This is a genomic window from Streptomyces sp. NPDC111516 (genome assembly GCF_055635345.1).
In genome coordinates this window covers 1-17,675 of record NZ_JBVKBV010000007.1, presented here as the reverse complement: position 1 = coordinate 17,675, position 17,675 = coordinate 1, and the positions used below count along the sequence as shown (strand labels likewise).

The following is a 17,675-nucleotide window of genomic DNA, read 5'->3' as shown; positions in this document are numbered from 1 at the left end:
AGTAATGCATCCCACCCCTTGGCCCCCTCCTCCTCCTTCCCCTCCTCAGGGGGTGCCCTCCCACCACGCGCCCCCCCCCCCTCCCCCAACACCCCCCCCCCCCCCCGCCGCGTCGCGCTGTGGGCCGGTGGAGTGCCGGGCCGGTGAAACAGAAACGTCTTCAGCGGTTAGCCGCAGCGGTATTGCCACAGTGGGTAACCCACTTCTACGTTCTTCACCACGCACCATGTCTACGTGCGTAGACCCATTCCGCCACAGTGAGGAGGGGTACATGAGCCGCACCGTCATCCACGGTGGTCTCGTCATCACCGCGTCCGACGAAATCCATGCCGACGTACTCATCGAAGGCGGCCGCATCGTCGCCCTCGCGGCGCACGACACCGAAGCGGCCGAGAGCTGGAATGCCGACCGTAGGATCGACGCCACGGGCAAATACGTCATCCCCGGCGGTGTCGACGCGCATACGCACATGGAGATGCCGTTCGGCGGCACCTACGCCGCCGACACCTTCGAGACCGGCACCCGCGCGGCCGCCTGGGGCGGCACCACCACGATCGTCGACTTCGCCATCCAGTCCGTGGGCCGCTCGGTCCGCGAAGGGCTGGACGCCTGGTACGCGAAGGCCGATGGCAACTGCGCCGTCGACTACGCCTTCCACATGATCCTCTCCGATGTGAACGAGTCCTCGCTCAAGGAGATGGACCTTCTCGTATCGGAGGGTGTCACCTCATTCAAGCTGTTCATGGCCTACCCAGGTGTCTTCTACAGCGACGACGGCCAGATCCTGCGCGCCATGCAACGGGCCTCCCACAACGGCGGCCTGATCATGATGCACGCGGAGAACGGCATCGCCATCGACGTCCTCGTCGAACAGGCCCTGGCCGAAGGCCGCACCGACCCGCGCTACCACGGCGACGTCCGCAAGGTGGCGCTGGAGGCCGAGGCCACCCACCGTGCCATCCAGCTCGCCCGCGTCGCCGGATCCCCGCTCTACGTCGTGCATGTCTCCGCCGACGAGGCCGTCGCCGAGCTCGCCGCCGCCCGCCACAAGGGACTTCCCGTCTTCGGCGAGACCTGCCCGCAGTACCTCTTCCTCTCCACCGACAACCTCGCCGAGCCCGACTTCGAAGGCGCGAAGTACGTCTGCTCCACCCCCCTGCGCCCCAGGGAACACCAGGAAGCACTCTGGCGGGGACTCAGGAACAACGAACTCCAGGTCGTCTCCACCGACCACTGCCCCTTCTGCTTCTCGGGCCAGAAGGAGATGGGTCGCGGCGACTTCTCGAAGATCCCCAACGGCATGCCCGGCGTGGAGAACCGGATGGACCTACTCCACCAGGCGGTCGTGGACGGTCACATCTCGCGCCGCCGCTGGATCGAGATCGCCTGCGCCTCCCCGGCCCGGATGTTCGGCCTCTATCCGAAGAAGGGCACCATTGCCCCGGGCGCCGACGCCGATGTCGTCATCTACGACCCCGCTGCCGAACAGACCGTCTCCGCCGAGACCCATCACATGAACGTCGACTACTCGGCGTACGAAGGGAAGCGGATCACCGGCCAGGTCGAGACGGTCCTCTCGCGCGGTGAAGTCGTCATCGACGGACGGAAATTCACCGGCCGGGCCGGCCACGGCATGTACACCCCGCGCGCCACCTGCCAGTACCTGGACTAGGAGCACCGTCATGGAATTCGGACTCGTCCTCCAGACCGACCCGCCCGCCTCGGCCGTCGTCGGTCTGATGCGCCGCGCCGAACGCAACGGCTTCCGCCACGGCTGGACCTTCGACTCGGCGGTGCTCTGGCAGGAGCCGTTCGTCATCTACAGCCAGATCCTCGAACACACCGAACACCTCGTCGTCGGCCCCATGGTCACCAACCCGTCCACCCGCACCTGGGAGGTCACCGCCTCCACCTTCGCCACCCTCAACGACATGTTCGGCAACCGCACCGTCTGCGGCATCGGCCGGGGCGACTCGGCGATGCGGGTCGCCGGACGCAAACCCAACACCCTGGCCCGCCTCGGCGAGGCCATCGACGTCATCCGCGACCTCGCCGAGGGACGGGAAGCCACCGTCGACGGACAGCCGGTCCAGATTCCCTGGGTGAAGAACGGCAGACTGCCGGTCTGGATGGCCGCGTACGGCCCGAAGGCGCTCGCCCTCGCCGGGCAGAAGGCCGACGGCTTCATCCTCCAGCTCGCCGACCCGTTCCTCACCGAGTGGATGATCAAGGCCGTACGGGACGCGGCGGCACAGGCGGGCCGCGACCCGGACTCCGTGACCATCTGCGTCGCCGCCCCCGCCTATGTGAGCGACGACCTCGACCACGCCCGCGAGCAGTGCCGCTGGTTCGGTGGGATGGTCGGCAACCATGTCGCGGACCTGGTGTCCCGGTACGGTGAGCACTCCGGACTCGTCCCCGAGGCCCTGACCGAGTACATCGCCGGACGGTCCGGCTACGACTACAGCCACCACGGCCGCGCCGGAAACCCCGACACGGCCTTCGTACCGGACGAGATCGTCGACCGGTTCTGCCTGCTGGGTCCCGCCGAGGCACACATCGAGAAGCTCCGGGCGCTGCGCGACCTGGGCGTCGACCAGTTCGCCGTCTACAACATGCATGACGCGCGCGAGGCGACGATCGATGCCTACGGCTCGCGGATCATCCCCGCGCTGACGGCGTGACAGTCTGACCGCCAGACCCATCCGCCCCACGGTTGTCCGCACCCCCGCACCCCCGCACCCCCGCGCACCGCCCCGCTCCCATGCGAAGGGTCCAGCCGCCATGACATCGACCGTCCCACCCACACCGCCCCTTCCACCCGTCCCACCGCAGGACCGGATATCCGACTCGTCGGGCCGCATCGAACTCGCCCCCGGCGCCGTCCCCACCGACAACCGCTTCGTCAACGAGGACCTGCTGCCCGTCCCGCTGGAACGGCGCCGCTGGACGACGTACAACTTCGCCGCGCTCTGGGTCGGCATGGCCCACAACATCCCGTCCTGGCTGCTCGCCTCCGGCCTGGTGGCCCTCGGCATGGACTGGAAACAGGCCGTCCTCACCATCGCGCTCGCCAACCTGATCGTGCTCGGCCCGATGCTGCTCACCGGGCACGCCGGACCCAAGTACGGCATCCCCTTCCCCGTTCTGGCCCGCGCCTCCTTCGGGCTGCGCGGCGCCAATCTGCCCGCGCTGATCCGGGCCGCGGTGGCCTGTGCGTGGTTCGGCATCCAGACCTGGATCGGCGGCGTCGGCATCTTCACCCTGCTCGGGAAGATCTTCGGCGGCTGGGCGAAGGCATCCGGGATCGGCGGGCAGCCGTGGACGCTCTGGCTCTGCTTCATCCTCTTCTGGGCGCTCGAACTCGCCATCATCTACCGGGGGATGGACGCCCTGCGCCGGTTCGAGAACTGGGCGGCCCCGTTCGTCATCGTCGGCGCCGTGGTGCTGCTGGTCTGGGTCGCCGTCAGGGCGGGCGGATTCGGCCCGTTGCTCGACCAGCCGTCCAAGCTCGGCTGGGGCAAGGAGTTCTGGCCGGTCTTCTTCCCCTCCCTGATGGGCATGATCGCTTTCTGGGCCACGCTCTCCCTCAACATCCCCGACTTCACCCGCTTCGGGGCCGGTCAACGCGCCCAGATCCGGGGCCAGTCGCTCGGCCTGCCGACCACGATGACGCTCTTCGCCCTGCTCTCGGTCCTGGTCACCTCCGGCTCGCAGGCCGTGTACGGGGAGGCTATCTGGGACCCGGTCCAGCTCGTCGCCCGGACCGACAATGTCTTCGGGCTGCTCTACGCCTTGGTCACGGTGCTGGTCGCGACGGTCTCCGTGAACATCGCGGCGAACGTCGTGTCACCCGCGTACGACCTGGCGAACCTCGCCCCCAAGCTCATCAACTTCCGTACCGGCGCCCTGATCACGGGTGTCGTCGGCGTGCTCATCATGCCGTGGAAGCTCACCGAGACCCCCGAGCTGTACATCTTCACCTGGCTCGGACTGGTCGGCGGTCTGCTCGGTACGGTCGCGGGCATCCTGATCGCCGACTACTGGATCGTCCGCCGCACCGTGCTCGACCTGGCGGACCTCTACCGTCCCGGCGGCCGCTACTGGTACGCGGGCGGCTGGAACTGGCGGGCGGTCGTCGCGTTCGCCGTCGGCGGTGTCCTGGCGATCGGCGGCTCCCACTCGGCCCCCGGCGCCGGCCCGTTCCCGGCCGACGGCCTGATCCCGTTCCTGAAGCCGCTCGCGGACTACGGCTGGGCGGTCGGACTGGCCTCGTCGCTGGTGTTGTACACGGTGCTGAGCGGGCGCTCCGCCTCCGGCGTCACAGCGGCGCGGTCCGACGGGTCAGCAGCGCATTGATGTCGTACGTCTGATCCGTCGGCGGCGTGGCCGTGGGCACCGGCTTGTCGAAGGCCGAGAGGCTCACGACCGCGTTCGCCCCGCCGCCCCGCACCGTGATCCTCAGCGGGTACGGCTTGCCCGTGGCCGCGACGTACATCGTCTGCGTCCTGCCGTCCCCGAGCCTGGTCACCGGCACCACGGGAGCCCCGTCGAGCGTGGTCTTCCGGCCCTTGTCCAGCGTGCCCCGGCCGTTGTCCGCGTGATCGCCGACCAGCTTCTGGAAGGTGTCCAGATCGCATCCGTTCGTCACGCCGCGCAGCCTCGGGTCGGTGGCCGAACCCTTCATGTAGCGCCCGTTGAGGATCGCGGCGAAGGCCGCGCCGTCGTCCGGCACCTGGTTCTTCCAGAAGTCCGCGTCCGGCTTGACCCAGATGTCGTTGCCGCGCTTCACGATCCGGACCGACCCCTGGCTCTTGCCGAGGTCCACCGAACCGGTGCAGTTGCCGTCCCGGTCCAGGGTGAGATCCAGGGTCATCGACGGGCTGCCCCTGCCGAGGGTGCCGCGCGCGCTGAGGTGCAAGGAGTGGGCGCTCAGGAGTACGTCACGTGAGCGCTCGGCGATCTGCTGGGCGGAGAGCTTGTCGATACCGTTGTCCGCCCGGGCCACACCGCCGCCGATGACACCGCCGCTCGTGAGTCCCAGCACGAGGACCGCCGCCCACGCGGCCCGGCGTGTGCCGATGAGTTGGCCGGTCACGGCGCCTCCCTCGAAGGGCCCGTCGGGCCTGTTCAGGTGTGCGATCCGATCCTTTTGAGGGTACGCCGGGCAGGGGCGGGTCGCGCGGCCACGCACCGAGCGCATACACACGGTGATGTTTTGCCTCGTTTTGTGTCATGGGTGGCGGGGGACGGTTGCGACGCACCGAGTCCGTCACCGACGAAGAGGAACAGGAAGACATGAAGCTGTCGATGGGGAGCGTGTCCAGGACCGTGCTCCGGGGCGTCGTTGCTGCAGGGGCGGCCGCGGCGCTCGCGGTACCCGCGACCGCCGCCGCGGCGGCACCCCGGGCGACGCCGCCCGGTCTGTCCTGCGAGACCGGAAAGCACGAGATCGACGACTACACGGGCTACGCGCTGTGCCGCAACGACGGCAGCACGGCCCAGACCTTCTGGGTGCATCTGGTCTGCGGCTGGTCCCCGGACGTGGACGGTGAGCACGTCACCCTCAGCCCGGGGCAGTCCGGTCAGTCCACCGCGCACTGTGCCGGCCTCGGGACCGGGATCGGCGAGATCAGCGTCCAGCCGTAGGCGGTGGGCAATCCGTGTTCCCTCCGCCGCTCGACCCTCCTCCGAACGGTTGAGCGGACTGCTCATGACTCGTTACCCTCCGGTAAGTTCGTTCGGGCGTACAGGTGCCGGCGTGCGCACCTGCCGAGGCGAGGAAGGCGGGCAGCCCATGTCCTCAACGGAAGCCGTCGAAACCACCGAACCGGCCGCACCGACCGGACTGGCCGACATTGCACGGGAGCTGGCCGAAGGCCGTACCACCTCGACCGAGCAGGTGGCCGCGGCCCTGCGCCGCATCGAGGCGAGCCAGGGCACCCTGAACGCCTTCCGGCACCTGCGCGCCGAGGCCGCGCTCGCCGAGGCCGCCGAGGCCGACCGGAGGCTCGCCGCAGGGGAGCGGCTGCCCCTGCTCGGCGTGCCGGTCGCAGTCAAGGACGACACCGATGTCTTCGGCATGCCGACCTACTTCGGCTGCGACGGCGATCTGCCCGCCGCCACCGCCGACAGCGAGGCCGTACGCAGGCTGCGGGCCGCCGGGGCCGTGATCGTCGGGAAGACCAACTCCTGCGAGCTGGGCCAGTGGCCGTTCACCGAGGGCCCCGCCTTCGGCGCCACCCGCAACCCCTGGAACACCGGACACACCCCCGGCGGCTCGTCCGGCGGGTCCGCGGCCGCCGTCGCCGCCGGGCTCGTACCCGCCGCACTCGGTTCGGACGGCGCGGGGTCCGTCCGGATCCCGGCAGCCTGGACCCACCTCGTCGGCATCAAACCGCAGCGCGGCCGGATCTCCGTCCACCCGCAGAGCGACGCCTTCCAGGGCCTGACCGTCAACGGGCCGCTGGCCAGGACCGTTGCCGACGCCGCCCTGCTGCTCGACGCCGTCGCCGGACCCCACCCCGACGACCCGCACCGCCCGCCCCCCGTCGCGGCCTCGGCCGCGGCCCGTCGTGACCCGGGCAGACTGCGCATCGCCCTCGCCTGGCGCCCCCCGCTCACCCTCACCGGCTCCGCACCCCACCCCGAAGTGCGGCGGGCCGTCACCGCACTGGCCGAGGCCCTTGCCCGCCTGGGCCACGACGTCGAGGAGGCCAGGCCCCGCTACGGGCTGATCGGCCTCGGCTTCGTCCCCCGCGCCACCGCCGGGATCGCCGAACTAGCCGCCCGCCACCCCGACCCCGCCCTCCTCGACCCGCGCACCCTCAGCGCCCTGCGGACCGGCACCCGTCTCGGCGGCCGGGTGGTGCGCGCGGCCAGGGAGCGGGAGGTCCGTCAGCACCGCAGGATCGGCGCGTTCTTCCGTACGTCCCGGGCCCGGGCCGGTTACGACGTGCTGCTCACCCCGACGACCGCCCTGCCACCGCCCCCGATCGGCCGGTTCGACGGGCTGAGCGCCTGGCGCACCGATGTGGCGATGACCGAGGCCTGCCCGTACGCCTGGCCCTGGAACGTACTGGGCTGGCCCGGCATCAACGTACCGGCCGGGTTCACCGCCGACGGGCTGCCCGTCGGCGCCCAGTTGCTCGGCCCCTCCCGCAGCGAGGAACGGCTGATCTCCCTCGCCGCCCAGCTGGAGGCCGACCGCCGTTGGTACGAGCACCGGCCGCCCGCACCGCCCACCTCGGTCAGCCCGGCCGGCGGGCGCTGACCACCCACACCCCCGCCCGCAGCAGCACACCGTCCGCGGTCTCGTGCGGCAGCAGCACCTCCGTCATCGAGGCCCGGGTGGCGTCGGAGATGGCGAGCCCCGGCGTCCGGGACACGAAGAACGCCACCGCGTCCGCCGCGTCCCGGCCCCAGCAGGTGGCCGCGTGCACGGCGACCGCGGTGATCTCCGTGAACCCGGCCGCGCCCAGCACCTCGTGAAGGCGCCCCGGATCGGACAGGGAGGCCATCGCCGTCGCCACCGCGTTCTCCGACGCGTGATCCCGGCCCAGCAGCGAGGCCAGCAGGCCCAGCGTCTTGCTCTCCTCGCCATCGGCCCGCGCGGGCTGCGGGCAGATGAAGGCCAGTCTGCCGTCGGGCCGCAACGCGCCGGCGACATGCGTGAAGGCGGCGATGTGGTCGGCGAAGAACATCACACCGCCTCGGCTGATCGCCACGTCGTAGCCGCCCGGCTCGAACGAATGGGTCTGCGCGTCCCCCGACTCGTAGGAAACGGACGGGTATTCCGCCGCCGGGGTGAGGGACCGGGCCCGCTCCAGGAGCGGCGCCGAGATGTCCACGCCGGTGACCCGTCCCCGAGGCGCGCGCCGCGCGGCCGCCCGGGTCGTGTGGCCGCTGCCGCAGCCGATGTCGAGCACCCGGTCGGCCACAGCGATCGCAGCCGCGTCGAACAGCGGCGCGTCGAACCCCGCCAGCATGGCGTTGTAGCGGTCCGGATGGTCGGCCCAGTGCAGCCCGAGCGGGCCGTTCCAGGCGTCGGCGACGTTCATGCGTGCTCCTTCGTCGGGGTGGTGAGGGTGGCCTCGACGCGCTCGACGGCGCAGATCGCACCGAACGCGATCAGATGGACCAGACAGTGATCGGTGCGCGGCGGCACGAGCCAGGCCGCCACGTCGTCGTCGGTGATCCGGTACGGCGCACGGGCCGCGAGCAGCGCCAGCCGGGCACCCGGCAGCGCCTCCCGGTCCGGTAGCCGTGCGCCGTGCAGCGGCAGGGGGGTCACGCCGTCCCAGGCCGCCACCGACTCCCGTACGAGAGCCAGTTCCTCATCGCTCAGCAGCCCCGCGCCGAGCTGTGCAGCCGTACGCAGTGCGCCGAACGCCGTGCCGATCGCCGTGCCCGCCGCCCACCACGGTGGCTCGCCCTCCGTTTCGAGCAGCGCCAGGCTCTCCCCGGGCGTCAGCTCACGGCGCACGGTGCCGGCCAGGGAGCGGCCCGCCACGGTCCGTACGAGGCGGTACTTCTGCGCGCCGCCGGGCAGCGCGTCCTCGGTCAGCAGCGACGACACGATCCGATTGATGAAGTGGAAGGCGAGCGCCGTCCCGATCTGCTCCGCGGCCTGCTCGGCCGGGAACGGCTGCGCGGTACTCATGTCCTTTCCCCAGGCGAGCAGTTGACGGTGCCAGGAATCCTTCGGCTGTTCGCCGCGCGCGATCGTCTCGGCCAGCCGGTGGTCGCCGGTGGCGTGCAGCAGCACGATGTGCGCGCTCACGCAGAACGGACAGCGGTTGGCGAGCGACACCCCGGCGGCCACCACCTCCTTGTCCGTGCGCGGCGCCCGCCCGGCCAGCAGGGACTCCCGCAGTACGGCCCAGGCGCCGGCCAGCAGGGGTGGCGCGGCGGACAGGACGACGAAGGTCGGGGCACGTTCGATGCCGAAATCGGTGCCCAGTTGGGCGTATACGTCGGCGACCGTGCCGGTCGCCGATTTCGGAGGTACGGGTGAGGTGTAACGGAAAGGTCCGGTCATGGCGACGATGCTCGCCCGCACACCCGCCCCAGGTCGTCGTACCCCCGGAGACAGTCGCCGCTGATCCCGCGCGACCCACCGCCGTCGCGGCTACTCCCCCCGGAGTAGTCACGCACCCGTCCCCGGGGGTGATGCCGCCGCGGTCGTACGGAAGTTAGGGTGCCGCACATGCGGGGGGACACGAAGCACACCGACCGCCGGACTCGTCTGCTGGACACGGCACTTGCCGTCGTCGTCGCCGCGGCGGTCACCGCCGCGGCCGTCGTCGCCTCGGCGCCCGACGCCCTGGACCTGCTGCTCGTCGCGGCCGGCGCACTCGCACTCGCCGGGCACCGCGATGCCCCGCGCGCGGTCCTCGCCGTCACCACGCTCTGCATGCTCGGATACGTGGTTCACGCGCACCCGGGAAGCTGGGCGGCGTTCCCCGTACTGGCGGCCGTGCACGCCGCCGCCCGCGGCGGACACCGCGCCTGGGGCATCGCCGCGGGAGCCCTGTTCCTCACCGGCTACTTCACGGTCCTCGCCATCGGTGCACCGGGCCCCCGGGAGACCGTCGAACGGACCCTGCTGCTGCTCGGCTGGTTCCTCTGCGCAGGCGTCACCGGACTGATCGACAAGAACTGGCAGGCGTATCTGCGCCAGACCGAACAACGGGCCTTGGACGCCGAACGCAGCCGGGACGAGGCCGCGCTGCGCCGGGCGGGGGAGGAGCGGCTGCGGATCGCCCGCGAGCTGCACGACTCGCTCACCCACTCCATCTCGATCGTCAAGCTCCAGGCGGGAGTCGCCGTGCACCTCGCCCGTAAACGGGGCACCGAGGTGGAACCCGCGCTGCTCGCCATCCAGGAGGCGAGCGGCGAGGCGATGCGCGAACTGCGGGCGACGTTGGAAGTGCTCCGGACCGACGTCGTCGAGCCAGGCACCGGCCTCGACCGCATCGACGCGCTGGCCGAGCGGGCCCGAACCGCTGGCATCGCACTCGACGTCACGGTCAGCGGCGACGAACGCCCCCTGCCCCCGGCCGTCGACCGGGCCGCATACCGCATCGTGCAGGAGGCCCTCACCAATGTCGCCCGGCACGCCGGCCGCGCCACCACGACCGTCCGCCTCACCTACACCGAACAGGCCCTTACCGTGCGCATCGACGACCAGGGACCCCGCACCGCGGGTGACACCATCACCGCGGGCACCGGACTCACCGGCATGCGCGAGCGCGTCACCGCACTCGGCGGCACCCTCGAAGCCGCACCCCGCCCGGCCGGCGGCTTCTCCGTATGCGCGGAGCTCCCCCTCCACACCGCCGGAACCCTCGGATGACCGACTTGCAGGCGCGGCCGATCCGGGTGCTGATCGTCGACGACCAGGCGCTGATGCGGGCAGGATTCCGGGCGCTGCTCGACGCGGAGGACGGCATCGAGGTGATCGGTGAGGCCGCCGACGGCCGCCACGGTCTGGACCTCGCCCGGCTGCACACCCCGGACGTCGCGCTCGTTGACGTACAGATGCCGGTGATGGGCGGCATCGAGACCACCCGCGAGATCGCCGCCGACCCCCGGCTGGCCACCGTCCATGTCGTGATCCTCACCAATTACGGCCTCGACGAGTACGTCTTCGACGCGCTGCGCGCCGGAGCCGCCGGGTTCCTCCTGAAGGACACCGAACCGGCCGAACTCCTCCGTGCGATCCGCGTAGCGGCCGGCGGTGACGCATTGCTCTCGCCCGCGATCACCCGCCGGCTGATCGGCGAATTCGTCGCCAGACCACCCGACCGGACCACCGCCCCCGGTTTCGAGAACCTCACCCGCCGGGAACGGGAAGTCAGCGCACTCGCCGCTCACGGTCTCACCAACGAGGAGATCGCCGCACACATGGTGATCAGCCCGTTCACCGCGAAGACGCACATCAGCCGCGCCATGACCAAGCTGGGGGCCCGGGACCGGGCGCAGCTCGTCGTCTTCGCGTACGAATCGGGCCTCGTCACACCGCGCGAACCACGCCGCTGACCCCGCATCGCGGCAGCCCGGCGCCCGAACCGCGCCCGCGGACATTCGCACCCGAGCCCCGTAGGCGGGATCATGGAACCGAACGGAGTGGATGGGTGGTGACCAGTATGGCGTCCGCAGGCCCGCAGTCGGCGCCCGGAGACGAACCGTCGCAGCCCAGCAGCCCTCAGCACTCCTTCGACGCAGCGAACGACGCGACCGCGGTGGTCGCCGGGACCGGAATGGTCGTCGGCTGGACGCACAGCGCGCAGGAGTTGCTCGGCTACAGCGCCGAGGAGGTGGTCGGGCGGTCCGCCGGCTTTCTCCTCGCCATGCCCGGGGACCCGGTACGGGTGGCGGGCATCGCCGAGCGGTGCCGCACGGGCGGGGGGTGGAGCGGTGTCGCCGCCGTGCGGCGGCGCGACGGGCAGCGGATCGAAGTGGATCTGCGGGTCTCGGCCGCGTTCCACCTGGACGGCCGGGAGTGCTTCCTGGTCTCCGGGCGCGAACGGAGGCCGGAGTGGGCCGTCGGGCAGTCCGTGGTCGACGCCTTCCTGACCAGCTCACCGATCGGGTTGGCGGTGCTGAACCCTCAGCTGCGCTACGTCTGGCTGAACGACACCCTGGAACGCATCGGCGGCGTCCCGCGGGCACAGCGAGTGGGCCGTGGGGTGCGCGAAGTGCTCCCGGGAATGGCGGCCGACGCCATAGAGACCCAGATGCGGCGGGTGCTGGACACCGGGGCCCCCGTCATCGACTACGAGTACCGGGGCTGGAGCTGGGCCGATCCGCACCGGGAGCGCGCCTACTCCACCTCGTTCTTCCCCCTGACCGAAGGTGACGGCACCGTCACCGGCGTCTGCTACATGGTCCTGGACGTCACGGACCGGTGGAAGGCCCAGCAGCGCCTCGCCCTGGTCAACGACGCCGGAGCCAGCATCGGCTCCACCCTGGACGTGCTGCGCACGGCTCAGGAGCTGGCCGACTTCGCGGTGCCGCGGTTCGCCGACTTCGTCGTCGTCGACCTGCTGGAACCGGTCGCCTGCCCGGAGGAGCCCGGCCCGTGGCCCCTCGGCACGGGGCCTTCCGGTACGGGAGCCACCCGTCTCGGCGCGGGTGGCGCGTCGGCCCGGCCGATGCTGCGCCGCGCGGGAATGAGCTCGGTGCGGGAGGGCTGCCCGGAGGCGGTCCACCAGGTCGGGGACATGGTGGACTCCGTGCCCCCCTCCCACGGCATCCGGTTCCTCAGCGGGGGCGAACCCATCCTGATCCCGGTCCTCGACTCCGTCAGGAGGCTGTGGGATGTCGAACAGCCCGCCAGGGCGGCGGCCATCCGCGAATTCGGTTTCCACTCCCTCATCGCCGTACCCATGCGGGCCCGGGACACGGTGCTCGGCCTGACCACCTTCATACGATCGGTGAACCTGGCCCCATTCGAACCCGAAGACGTCCTGCCGGCCCGCGAAGTGGTGGCACGGGCGGCGGTCTGCGTGGACAACGCCCGCCGCTACACCCGCGAGCACGCCGCGGCGCTGACCCTCCAGCGCAGTCTGCTACCGCACACGCTGCCCGGAGGGATGGCCCTGGACGTGGCGTCCGCGTACCTCCCGGCGGACGCCAAGGACGGTGTCGGGGGCGACTGGTTCGATGTGATCCCGCTGTCCGGCGCCCGGGTCGCCCTGGTCGTCGGCGATGTCGTCGGCCACGGCATCAGCGCCGCCGCGACCATGGGCAGGCTCCGCACCGCCGTGCACACCCTCGCCGACATGGACCTTCCCCCCGACGAACTGCTGGCCCACCTCGACGACCTCGTCCTCCGGCTGGGCGACGAGGAACCCGAGGGCGAGGCGAGCGGCACGCCCGTGCTCGGCGCCACCTGCCTGTACGCGATCTACGACCCGGTCACCCAGCTCTGCACGATGGCCCGCGCCGGCCACCCGCCGCCCGTCGTCGTCTTCCCGGACGGGCGTGTCAGCTTCCTCGAACTGCCTGCAGGGCCCCCGCTCGGCCTGGGCGGGATGCCCTTCGAGACGGCGGAGGTCCTGCTGCCGGAAGGCAGCCTGATCGGCCTCTACACCAACGGCCTCATCGAGGGCCGGGACCGGGACGCCGATGTCGGCATGTCCCACCTCGGTGCCGCCCTGTCGCAGTGCGGACTCTCCCTGGACGCACTGTGCGCGACGGTCGTCGAGCAGTTGCTCCCCGTACCGCAGCCCGACGACGTCGCCCTGCTGCTCGCCCGTACGCACGAGCTGAGTGCCGACCACGTCGTCTCCTGGGAGGTGCCCTCCGACCCGGCCGCCGTCGCGGGCGTCCGGGCCCGCACGGCGCGCGTGCTGAGGAACTGGGGCCTGGAGGAACTGGAGATGACGACCGAGCTGATCGTCAGCGAACTGGTCACCAACGCGGTGCGCTACGCCACCGGCCCGATCAGGCTGCGGCTGCTGCGCCAGTCCGTCCTGATCTGCGAGGTATCCGACGCCAGCAGCACCTCTCCCCGGCTGCGGCACGCCAGAACGACCGACGAGGGCGGCCGGGGCCTCTTCCTCGTCGCCCAGCTGACCCGCCGCTGGGGTACTCGCTACACGCCCGAAGGCAAGATCATCTGGACCGAGCAGGAACTCCCGGGGATGGCAAGGTGACGCCCCTCCCGATGGACTGTCCACAGCACCGGGAGCACAGCAACGCCTCTGTCTTCGACTCCGTGCATCACCCGCGCACGGAATCCGGCGCTCGCTCGCGGGGCCCGCTCACGGCACCCGAGCGGTCCACTCCTGGGTGCCGAACTTCGTACGCACGAGCTCCTCGGCCCGGGCCATCTCCTCGTCCGTCACCTTGCCCTGCGTGAGGCCGTGCCGGGTGCGGAAGGATTCGATCATCCGCTCTATGACGGCCTCGCGCGCCAGTCCGGTCTGGCGGCGCAACGGGTCGACGCGCTTCTTCGCGCTCCTGGTGCCCTTGTCGGAGAGCTTCTCCTTGCCGATGCGGAGCACCTCCAGCATCTTGTCGGCGTCGATGTCGTACGACATGGTCACGTGGTGCAGTACGGCGCCCTCCCCGCCGACCACGCGCTTCTGAGCCGCTCCCGCGATCTTCCCCGCGTCCGTGGCGATGTCGTTGAGCGGCTGGTACCAGGCCTTGATGCCCATGTCGCCGAGGGCGCCGAGCACCCAGTCGTCCAGATAGGCGTAGCTGTCGGCGAAAGAGAGGCCGGAGACCAGGGAATCGGGAACGGAGAGCGAGTACGTGATGGTGTTGCCCGGTTCCACGAACATGGCCCCACCACCGGATATGCGGCGGACGACCGTGATGCCGTGGCGTTTCGCACCTGCCGGGTCGACCTCGTTGCGCAACGACTGGAAACTGCCGATGATCACGGCGGGCGAGGCCCACTCCCACACCCGGAGCGTCGGCGGACGCCGGCCCGCGGCGACCTCGGCGGTGATGACCTCGTCGAGGGCCATGTGGAGCGCGGGGGACTGCGGGGCCTCGTGGATGAGCTGCCAGTCGTAGTCGCTCCACTCGGTGGCGTGCGCGAGGGCCCGGCGCACGGCGACGGCGACGCCCTCGGAGCTGAGGCCGAGCATCACGGTCGAGGCGGGGAGAGCCGCGTCGATGCGGGCGGCGAGACCGGCGGTGTCGGTGTTGGCCGGGGCGCCTTCCAGCGCCGCGTCGATCGAGAGGATCGCCTCGTCGGGCTCCAGGAAGAAGTCCCCGGCCACCCGTACGTTGCGCAACGCCCCACCATCGACGTCCAGATCGACGACGACGAGCTTGCCGCCCGGGACCTTGTACTCACCGTGCACAGCCATGCCTCCAGATCCACCGGATTCATCCACGAATCGGCACCGAACAGGAACAACGTCCCTGCCGCGCCATTTAATCCGCTGTCGGTCCACTGCGTCGCTGGTCGAACCGGAGGACTTGTGGACGTCACTCACCGGAATCTAGAGTGTGCGCGTCGTGGTGTTCGGGAAGACCGGTGACAGACTCCAGGGAGTCTCAGGCCGGAGCGGCCCTCGCCACTGTGATCGGGGAGTATCCGTCCCACTGACGCCACTGGCCGCAGAGCGCGGTTGGGAAGGCCGGGGCGGGTACGAGCGCGAGCGAACCCGTCAGCCAGGAGACCGGCCACGGCATCTCACGAAGTTATCCACGAGGTGCTGGAGCGTGACCGTATGACCCTGCCCAAGTCTGCCGTGTTCAAGTGGCGGCGCGAGGACACCATCCGCACCGCGGGGCTGCTCGCGGTGATAGCGGCCCTGCATGTGGTGGCGTTCGGCGTGTTGTTCCTGCTGGTCGTGCCAGGGCATTACGAGGTCGGTTCCAAGGCGTTCGGCATCGGGCTCGGGATCACCGCCTACACCCTCGGCATGCGGCACGCCTTCGACGCCGACCACATCGCCGCCATCGACAACACGACCCGCAAACTGATGGCCGACGGCAAGCGGCCCGTTTCGGTCGGCTTCTGGTTCGCGCTCGGACACTCCAGCGTGGTCATCGCCATGGCCGCGCTGGTAGCCGGGGGAGCGCGCCTCGCGGGGGTGCTGATCAACGAGAATTCGGGCACGCACCAGGTGTTGGGCGTGGTCGGCACGACCGTCTCAGGGTCCTTCCTCTACCTGATCGCCGCCTTGAACCTCGTCGCGCTCGTCGGCATCCTGCGGGTGTTCAGGGCAATGCGGGCCGGCCGCTTCGACGAGGCCGAACTGGAGCAGCACCTGGACTCGCGAGGGTTCATGAACCGGATCCTCGGCCGGTTCACCCGGTCCGTCACCAGGCCCGGCCAGATGTATCCGCTCGGCTTCCTCTTCGGTCTCGGCTTCGACACCGCCACGGAGGTCACCCTGATGGTCATGGCGGGCAGCGGTGCCGCGGCCGGTGTGCCCTGGTACGCGATCCTGTGCCTGCCGCTGCTGTTCGCCGCCGGGATGAGCCTGTTCGACACGCTCGACGGAACGTTCATGAACTTCGCCTACCAGTGGGCCTTCTCCAACCCCGTACGCAAGGTCTTCTACAACCTGGCCATCACGGGCCTGTCGATCGCGGTTGCCTTCCTCATCGGCACGATCGAACTGGTCACCGTACTGCACGACAAGCTCGATCTCCGGGACTCGGTCACCGGCTGGATCTCCGGCCTCGACCTGGGCAATGTCGGCTACATCATCGTCGGGCTCTTCGTGCTGGTGTGGGCGTTGGCGTTGGCGTACTGGAGGATCGCGAAGGTCGAGGAACGCTGGACGGCCCGTGCCGCCGAAAGCGGCTGACGCCGTAGATTCCCTGGCCCCGCGGCGGGCCTCATCGACAGGACGGTCCGGGGCCGTGCGGTGAGTGAGTGCGCACCGCGCGGCCCCGGACCGTCGGGACACTGTTTCAAGGGGGGGCGGGTCAGCCCTTGCGGGTCTTGACCTCTTCGGTGAGCTGGGGCACCACCTGGAAGAGGTCGCCGACGACGCCGTAGTCGGCGAGGTCGAAGATCGGGGCTTCGGCGTCCTTGTTGATCGCGACGATCGTCTTGGACGTCTGCATGCCCGCCCGGTGCTGGATCGCCCCGGAGATACCGGACGCGATGTACAGCTGCGGCGAGACGGACTTGCCGGTCTGGCCGACCTGGCTGGAGTGCGGGTACCAGCCCGCGTCCACCGCCGCCCGCGACGCACCGACCGCCGCACCGAGCGAGTCCGCCAGCGCCTCGATGACCGCGAAGTTCTCGGCGCCGTTGACACCCCGGCCACCCGAGACGACGATCGCGGCCTCGGTCAGCTCCGGACGCCCCGTCGACTCACGCGCGGTGCGCGAGACGACCCTGGTACCGGTGGCCTGAGCGGAGAACGACACGGCCAGCGCCTGAACCGCACCCGCGGCCGGCGCGGCCTCCACCGGCGCCGAGTTCGGCTTGACCGTGATCACCGGGGTGCCCCTGACCACCCGGGACCTGGTGGTGAACGACGCCGCGAACGCGGACTGCGTGGCGACCGGACCCTGCTCACCGGCCTCCAGATCCACCGCGTCCGTGATGATCCCGGAACCGATACGCACCGCGAGACGGGCCGCGATCTCCTTGCCCTCCGCGGACGACGGGACCAGCACCGCGACCGGCGAGAGTGCCTCGAACGCCGCCTGCAGCGCATCGACCTTCGGCACCACCAGATACTCGGCGAACTCCGGCGCATCAGCCGTCAGGACCCGCACCGCACCATGCTCCGCCAGCACACCCACCGTGCCCGCGGCACCCGCACCCAACGCGAGTGCGACCGGCTCACCGACACGACGCGCCAGCGTCAGCAGCTCCAGCGTGGGCTTGCGGACGGCACCGTCCACGTGATCGACAAAGACGAGAACTTCAGCCATGGGACTTCAATCTCCTGCGAGTTGCGAAGAAAAACGAGAACAGGAACAGGAACCGGGAACCGGGGGGCGGGTCAGATGAACTTCTGGCCCGCAAGGAACTCGGCCAGCCGCTTGCCGCCCTCGCCCTCGTCCTTGACGATCGTGCCCGCCGTACGGGCCGGACGCGCCGCCGCCGAATCGACCGCGCTCCAGGCACCCGCCAGACCGACCTCGTCCGCCTCGATCTCCAGGTCCTCCAGATCCCAGGACTCCACCGGCTTCTTCTTCGCCGCCATGATCCCCTTGAACGACGGATACCGCGC

General features: G+C 70.6%; 14 protein-coding genes, 1 pseudogene and 1 riboswitch. Of the genes and pseudogenes, 9 read left to right on the top strand and 6 right to left on the bottom strand.

The window, feature by feature from the left end:
• The first annotated feature begins 271 nt into the window (after positions 1-271).
• The 3 genes from hydA (at position 272) to ACZ7L9_RS15680 (ending at position 4,359) form a co-directional block, all read left to right on the top strand.
• Positions 272-1,672: a dihydropyrimidinase gene (gene hydA / locus ACZ7L9_RS15690; protein ID WP_471415714.1), complete on the top strand. Its 1,401-nt coding sequence runs from the start codon at positions 272-274 to the stop codon at positions 1,670-1,672.
• A 10-nt stretch (positions 1,673-1,682) separates the two neighbouring features.
• Complete coding sequence (locus ACZ7L9_RS15685) at positions 1,683-2,684, top strand: TIGR03842 family LLM class F420-dependent oxidoreductase (RefSeq protein ID WP_471415713.1); 1,002 nt, start codon at positions 1,683-1,685, stop codon at positions 2,682-2,684.
• 100 nt (positions 2,685-2,784) lie between these two features.
• Positions 2,785-4,359, top strand: coding sequence for an NCS1 family nucleobase:cation symporter-1 (locus tag ACZ7L9_RS15680; RefSeq protein WP_471415712.1), 1,575 nt, complete (start codon positions 2,785-2,787; stop codon positions 4,357-4,359).
• Here ACZ7L9_RS15680 and ACZ7L9_RS15675 read toward each other — a convergent pair.
• Positions 4,322-5,098, bottom strand: coding sequence for a hypothetical protein (locus ACZ7L9_RS15675; RefSeq protein WP_471415711.1), 777 nt, complete (start codon positions 5,096-5,098; stop codon positions 4,322-4,324). The two genes, ACZ7L9_RS15680 and ACZ7L9_RS15675, sit on opposite strands and share 38 nt — an antisense overlap.
• Positions 5,099-5,298: 200 nt before the next feature.
• Here ACZ7L9_RS15675 and ACZ7L9_RS15670 point away from each other — a divergent pair, with 200 nt between their 5' ends.
• Both ACZ7L9_RS15670 and ACZ7L9_RS15665 read left to right on the top strand, forming a co-directional pair.
• Entirely contained in the window at positions 5,299-5,649 is a 351-nt protein-coding gene (locus ACZ7L9_RS15670; protein ID WP_471415981.1) for a hypothetical protein, read from the top strand.
• Positions 5,650-5,797: 148 nt separating this feature from the next.
• Entirely contained in the window at positions 5,798-7,273 is a 1,476-nt protein-coding gene (locus ACZ7L9_RS15665; protein WP_471415710.1) for an amidase, read from the top strand.
• Here ACZ7L9_RS15665 and ACZ7L9_RS15660 read toward each other — a convergent pair.
• Positions 7,251-8,060: a class I SAM-dependent methyltransferase gene (locus ACZ7L9_RS15660; protein ID WP_471415709.1), complete on the bottom strand. Its 810-nt coding sequence runs from the start codon at positions 8,058-8,060 to the stop codon at positions 7,251-7,253. The two genes, ACZ7L9_RS15665 and ACZ7L9_RS15660, sit on opposite strands and share 23 nt — an antisense overlap.
• The gene (locus ACZ7L9_RS15655) at positions 8,057-9,040 is read right to left on the bottom strand and encodes a carboxymuconolactone decarboxylase family protein (RefSeq protein ID WP_471415708.1); all 984 of its coding nucleotides are present in this window, start codon (positions 9,038-9,040) and stop codon (positions 8,057-8,059) included. Before ACZ7L9_RS15655 ends, ACZ7L9_RS15660 begins: the two co-directional genes overlap by 4 nt.
• A gap of 168 nt (positions 9,041-9,208) precedes the next feature.
• Between ACZ7L9_RS15655 and ACZ7L9_RS15650 the strand changes: the two genes are divergently transcribed.
• From ACZ7L9_RS15650 to ACZ7L9_RS15640, 3 genes are all read left to right on the top strand, one after another.
• Entirely contained in the window at positions 9,209-10,357 is a 1,149-nt protein-coding gene (locus ACZ7L9_RS15650) for a sensor histidine kinase (protein ID WP_471415707.1), read from the top strand.
• On the top strand, positions 10,354-11,043 hold the full coding sequence (locus ACZ7L9_RS15645) for a response regulator (RefSeq protein ID WP_471415706.1): 690 nt from the start codon (positions 10,354-10,356) through the stop codon (positions 11,041-11,043). Before ACZ7L9_RS15650 ends, ACZ7L9_RS15645 begins: the two co-directional genes overlap by 4 nt.
• Before the next feature lie 107 nt (positions 11,044-11,150).
• Entirely contained in the window at positions 11,151-13,664 is a 2,514-nt protein-coding gene (locus ACZ7L9_RS15640; RefSeq protein ID WP_471415980.1) for a SpoIIE family protein phosphatase, read from the top strand.
• Between the two features lie 108 nt (positions 13,665-13,772).
• Here ACZ7L9_RS15640 and ACZ7L9_RS15635 read toward each other — a convergent pair whose 3' ends face one another.
• Positions 13,773-14,828: a lipoate--protein ligase family protein gene (locus ACZ7L9_RS15635; protein WP_471415979.1), complete on the bottom strand. Its 1,056-nt coding sequence runs from the start codon at positions 14,826-14,828 to the stop codon at positions 13,773-13,775.
• A gap of 141 nt (positions 14,829-14,969) precedes the next feature.
• Positions 14,970-15,172: riboswitch (cobalamin riboswitch) on the top strand.
• A 28-nt stretch (positions 15,173-15,200) separates the two neighbouring features.
• Here ACZ7L9_RS15635 and nicT point away from each other — a divergent pair.
• Complete coding sequence (nicT, locus tag ACZ7L9_RS15630) at positions 15,201-16,289, top strand: Nickel transporter NicT (RefSeq protein ID WP_471415705.1); 1,089 nt, start codon at positions 15,201-15,203, stop codon at positions 16,287-16,289.
• A 121-nt stretch (positions 16,290-16,410) separates the two neighbouring features.
• On the opposite strand, the gene ACZ7L9_RS15625 is transcribed toward nicT, so the two are convergent.
• Together ACZ7L9_RS15625 and ACZ7L9_RS15620 are read right to left on the bottom strand one after the other, a co-directional pair.
• The gene (locus ACZ7L9_RS15625) at positions 16,411-17,373 is read right to left on the bottom strand and encodes an electron transfer flavoprotein subunit alpha/FixB family protein (protein ID WP_471415704.1); all 963 of its coding nucleotides are present in this window, start codon (positions 17,371-17,373) and stop codon (positions 16,411-16,413) included.
• A 71-nt stretch (positions 17,374-17,444) separates the two neighbouring features.
• A pseudogene (locus tag ACZ7L9_RS15620) lies at positions 17,445-17,675 on the bottom strand (electron transfer flavoprotein subunit beta); the annotation flags it as partial.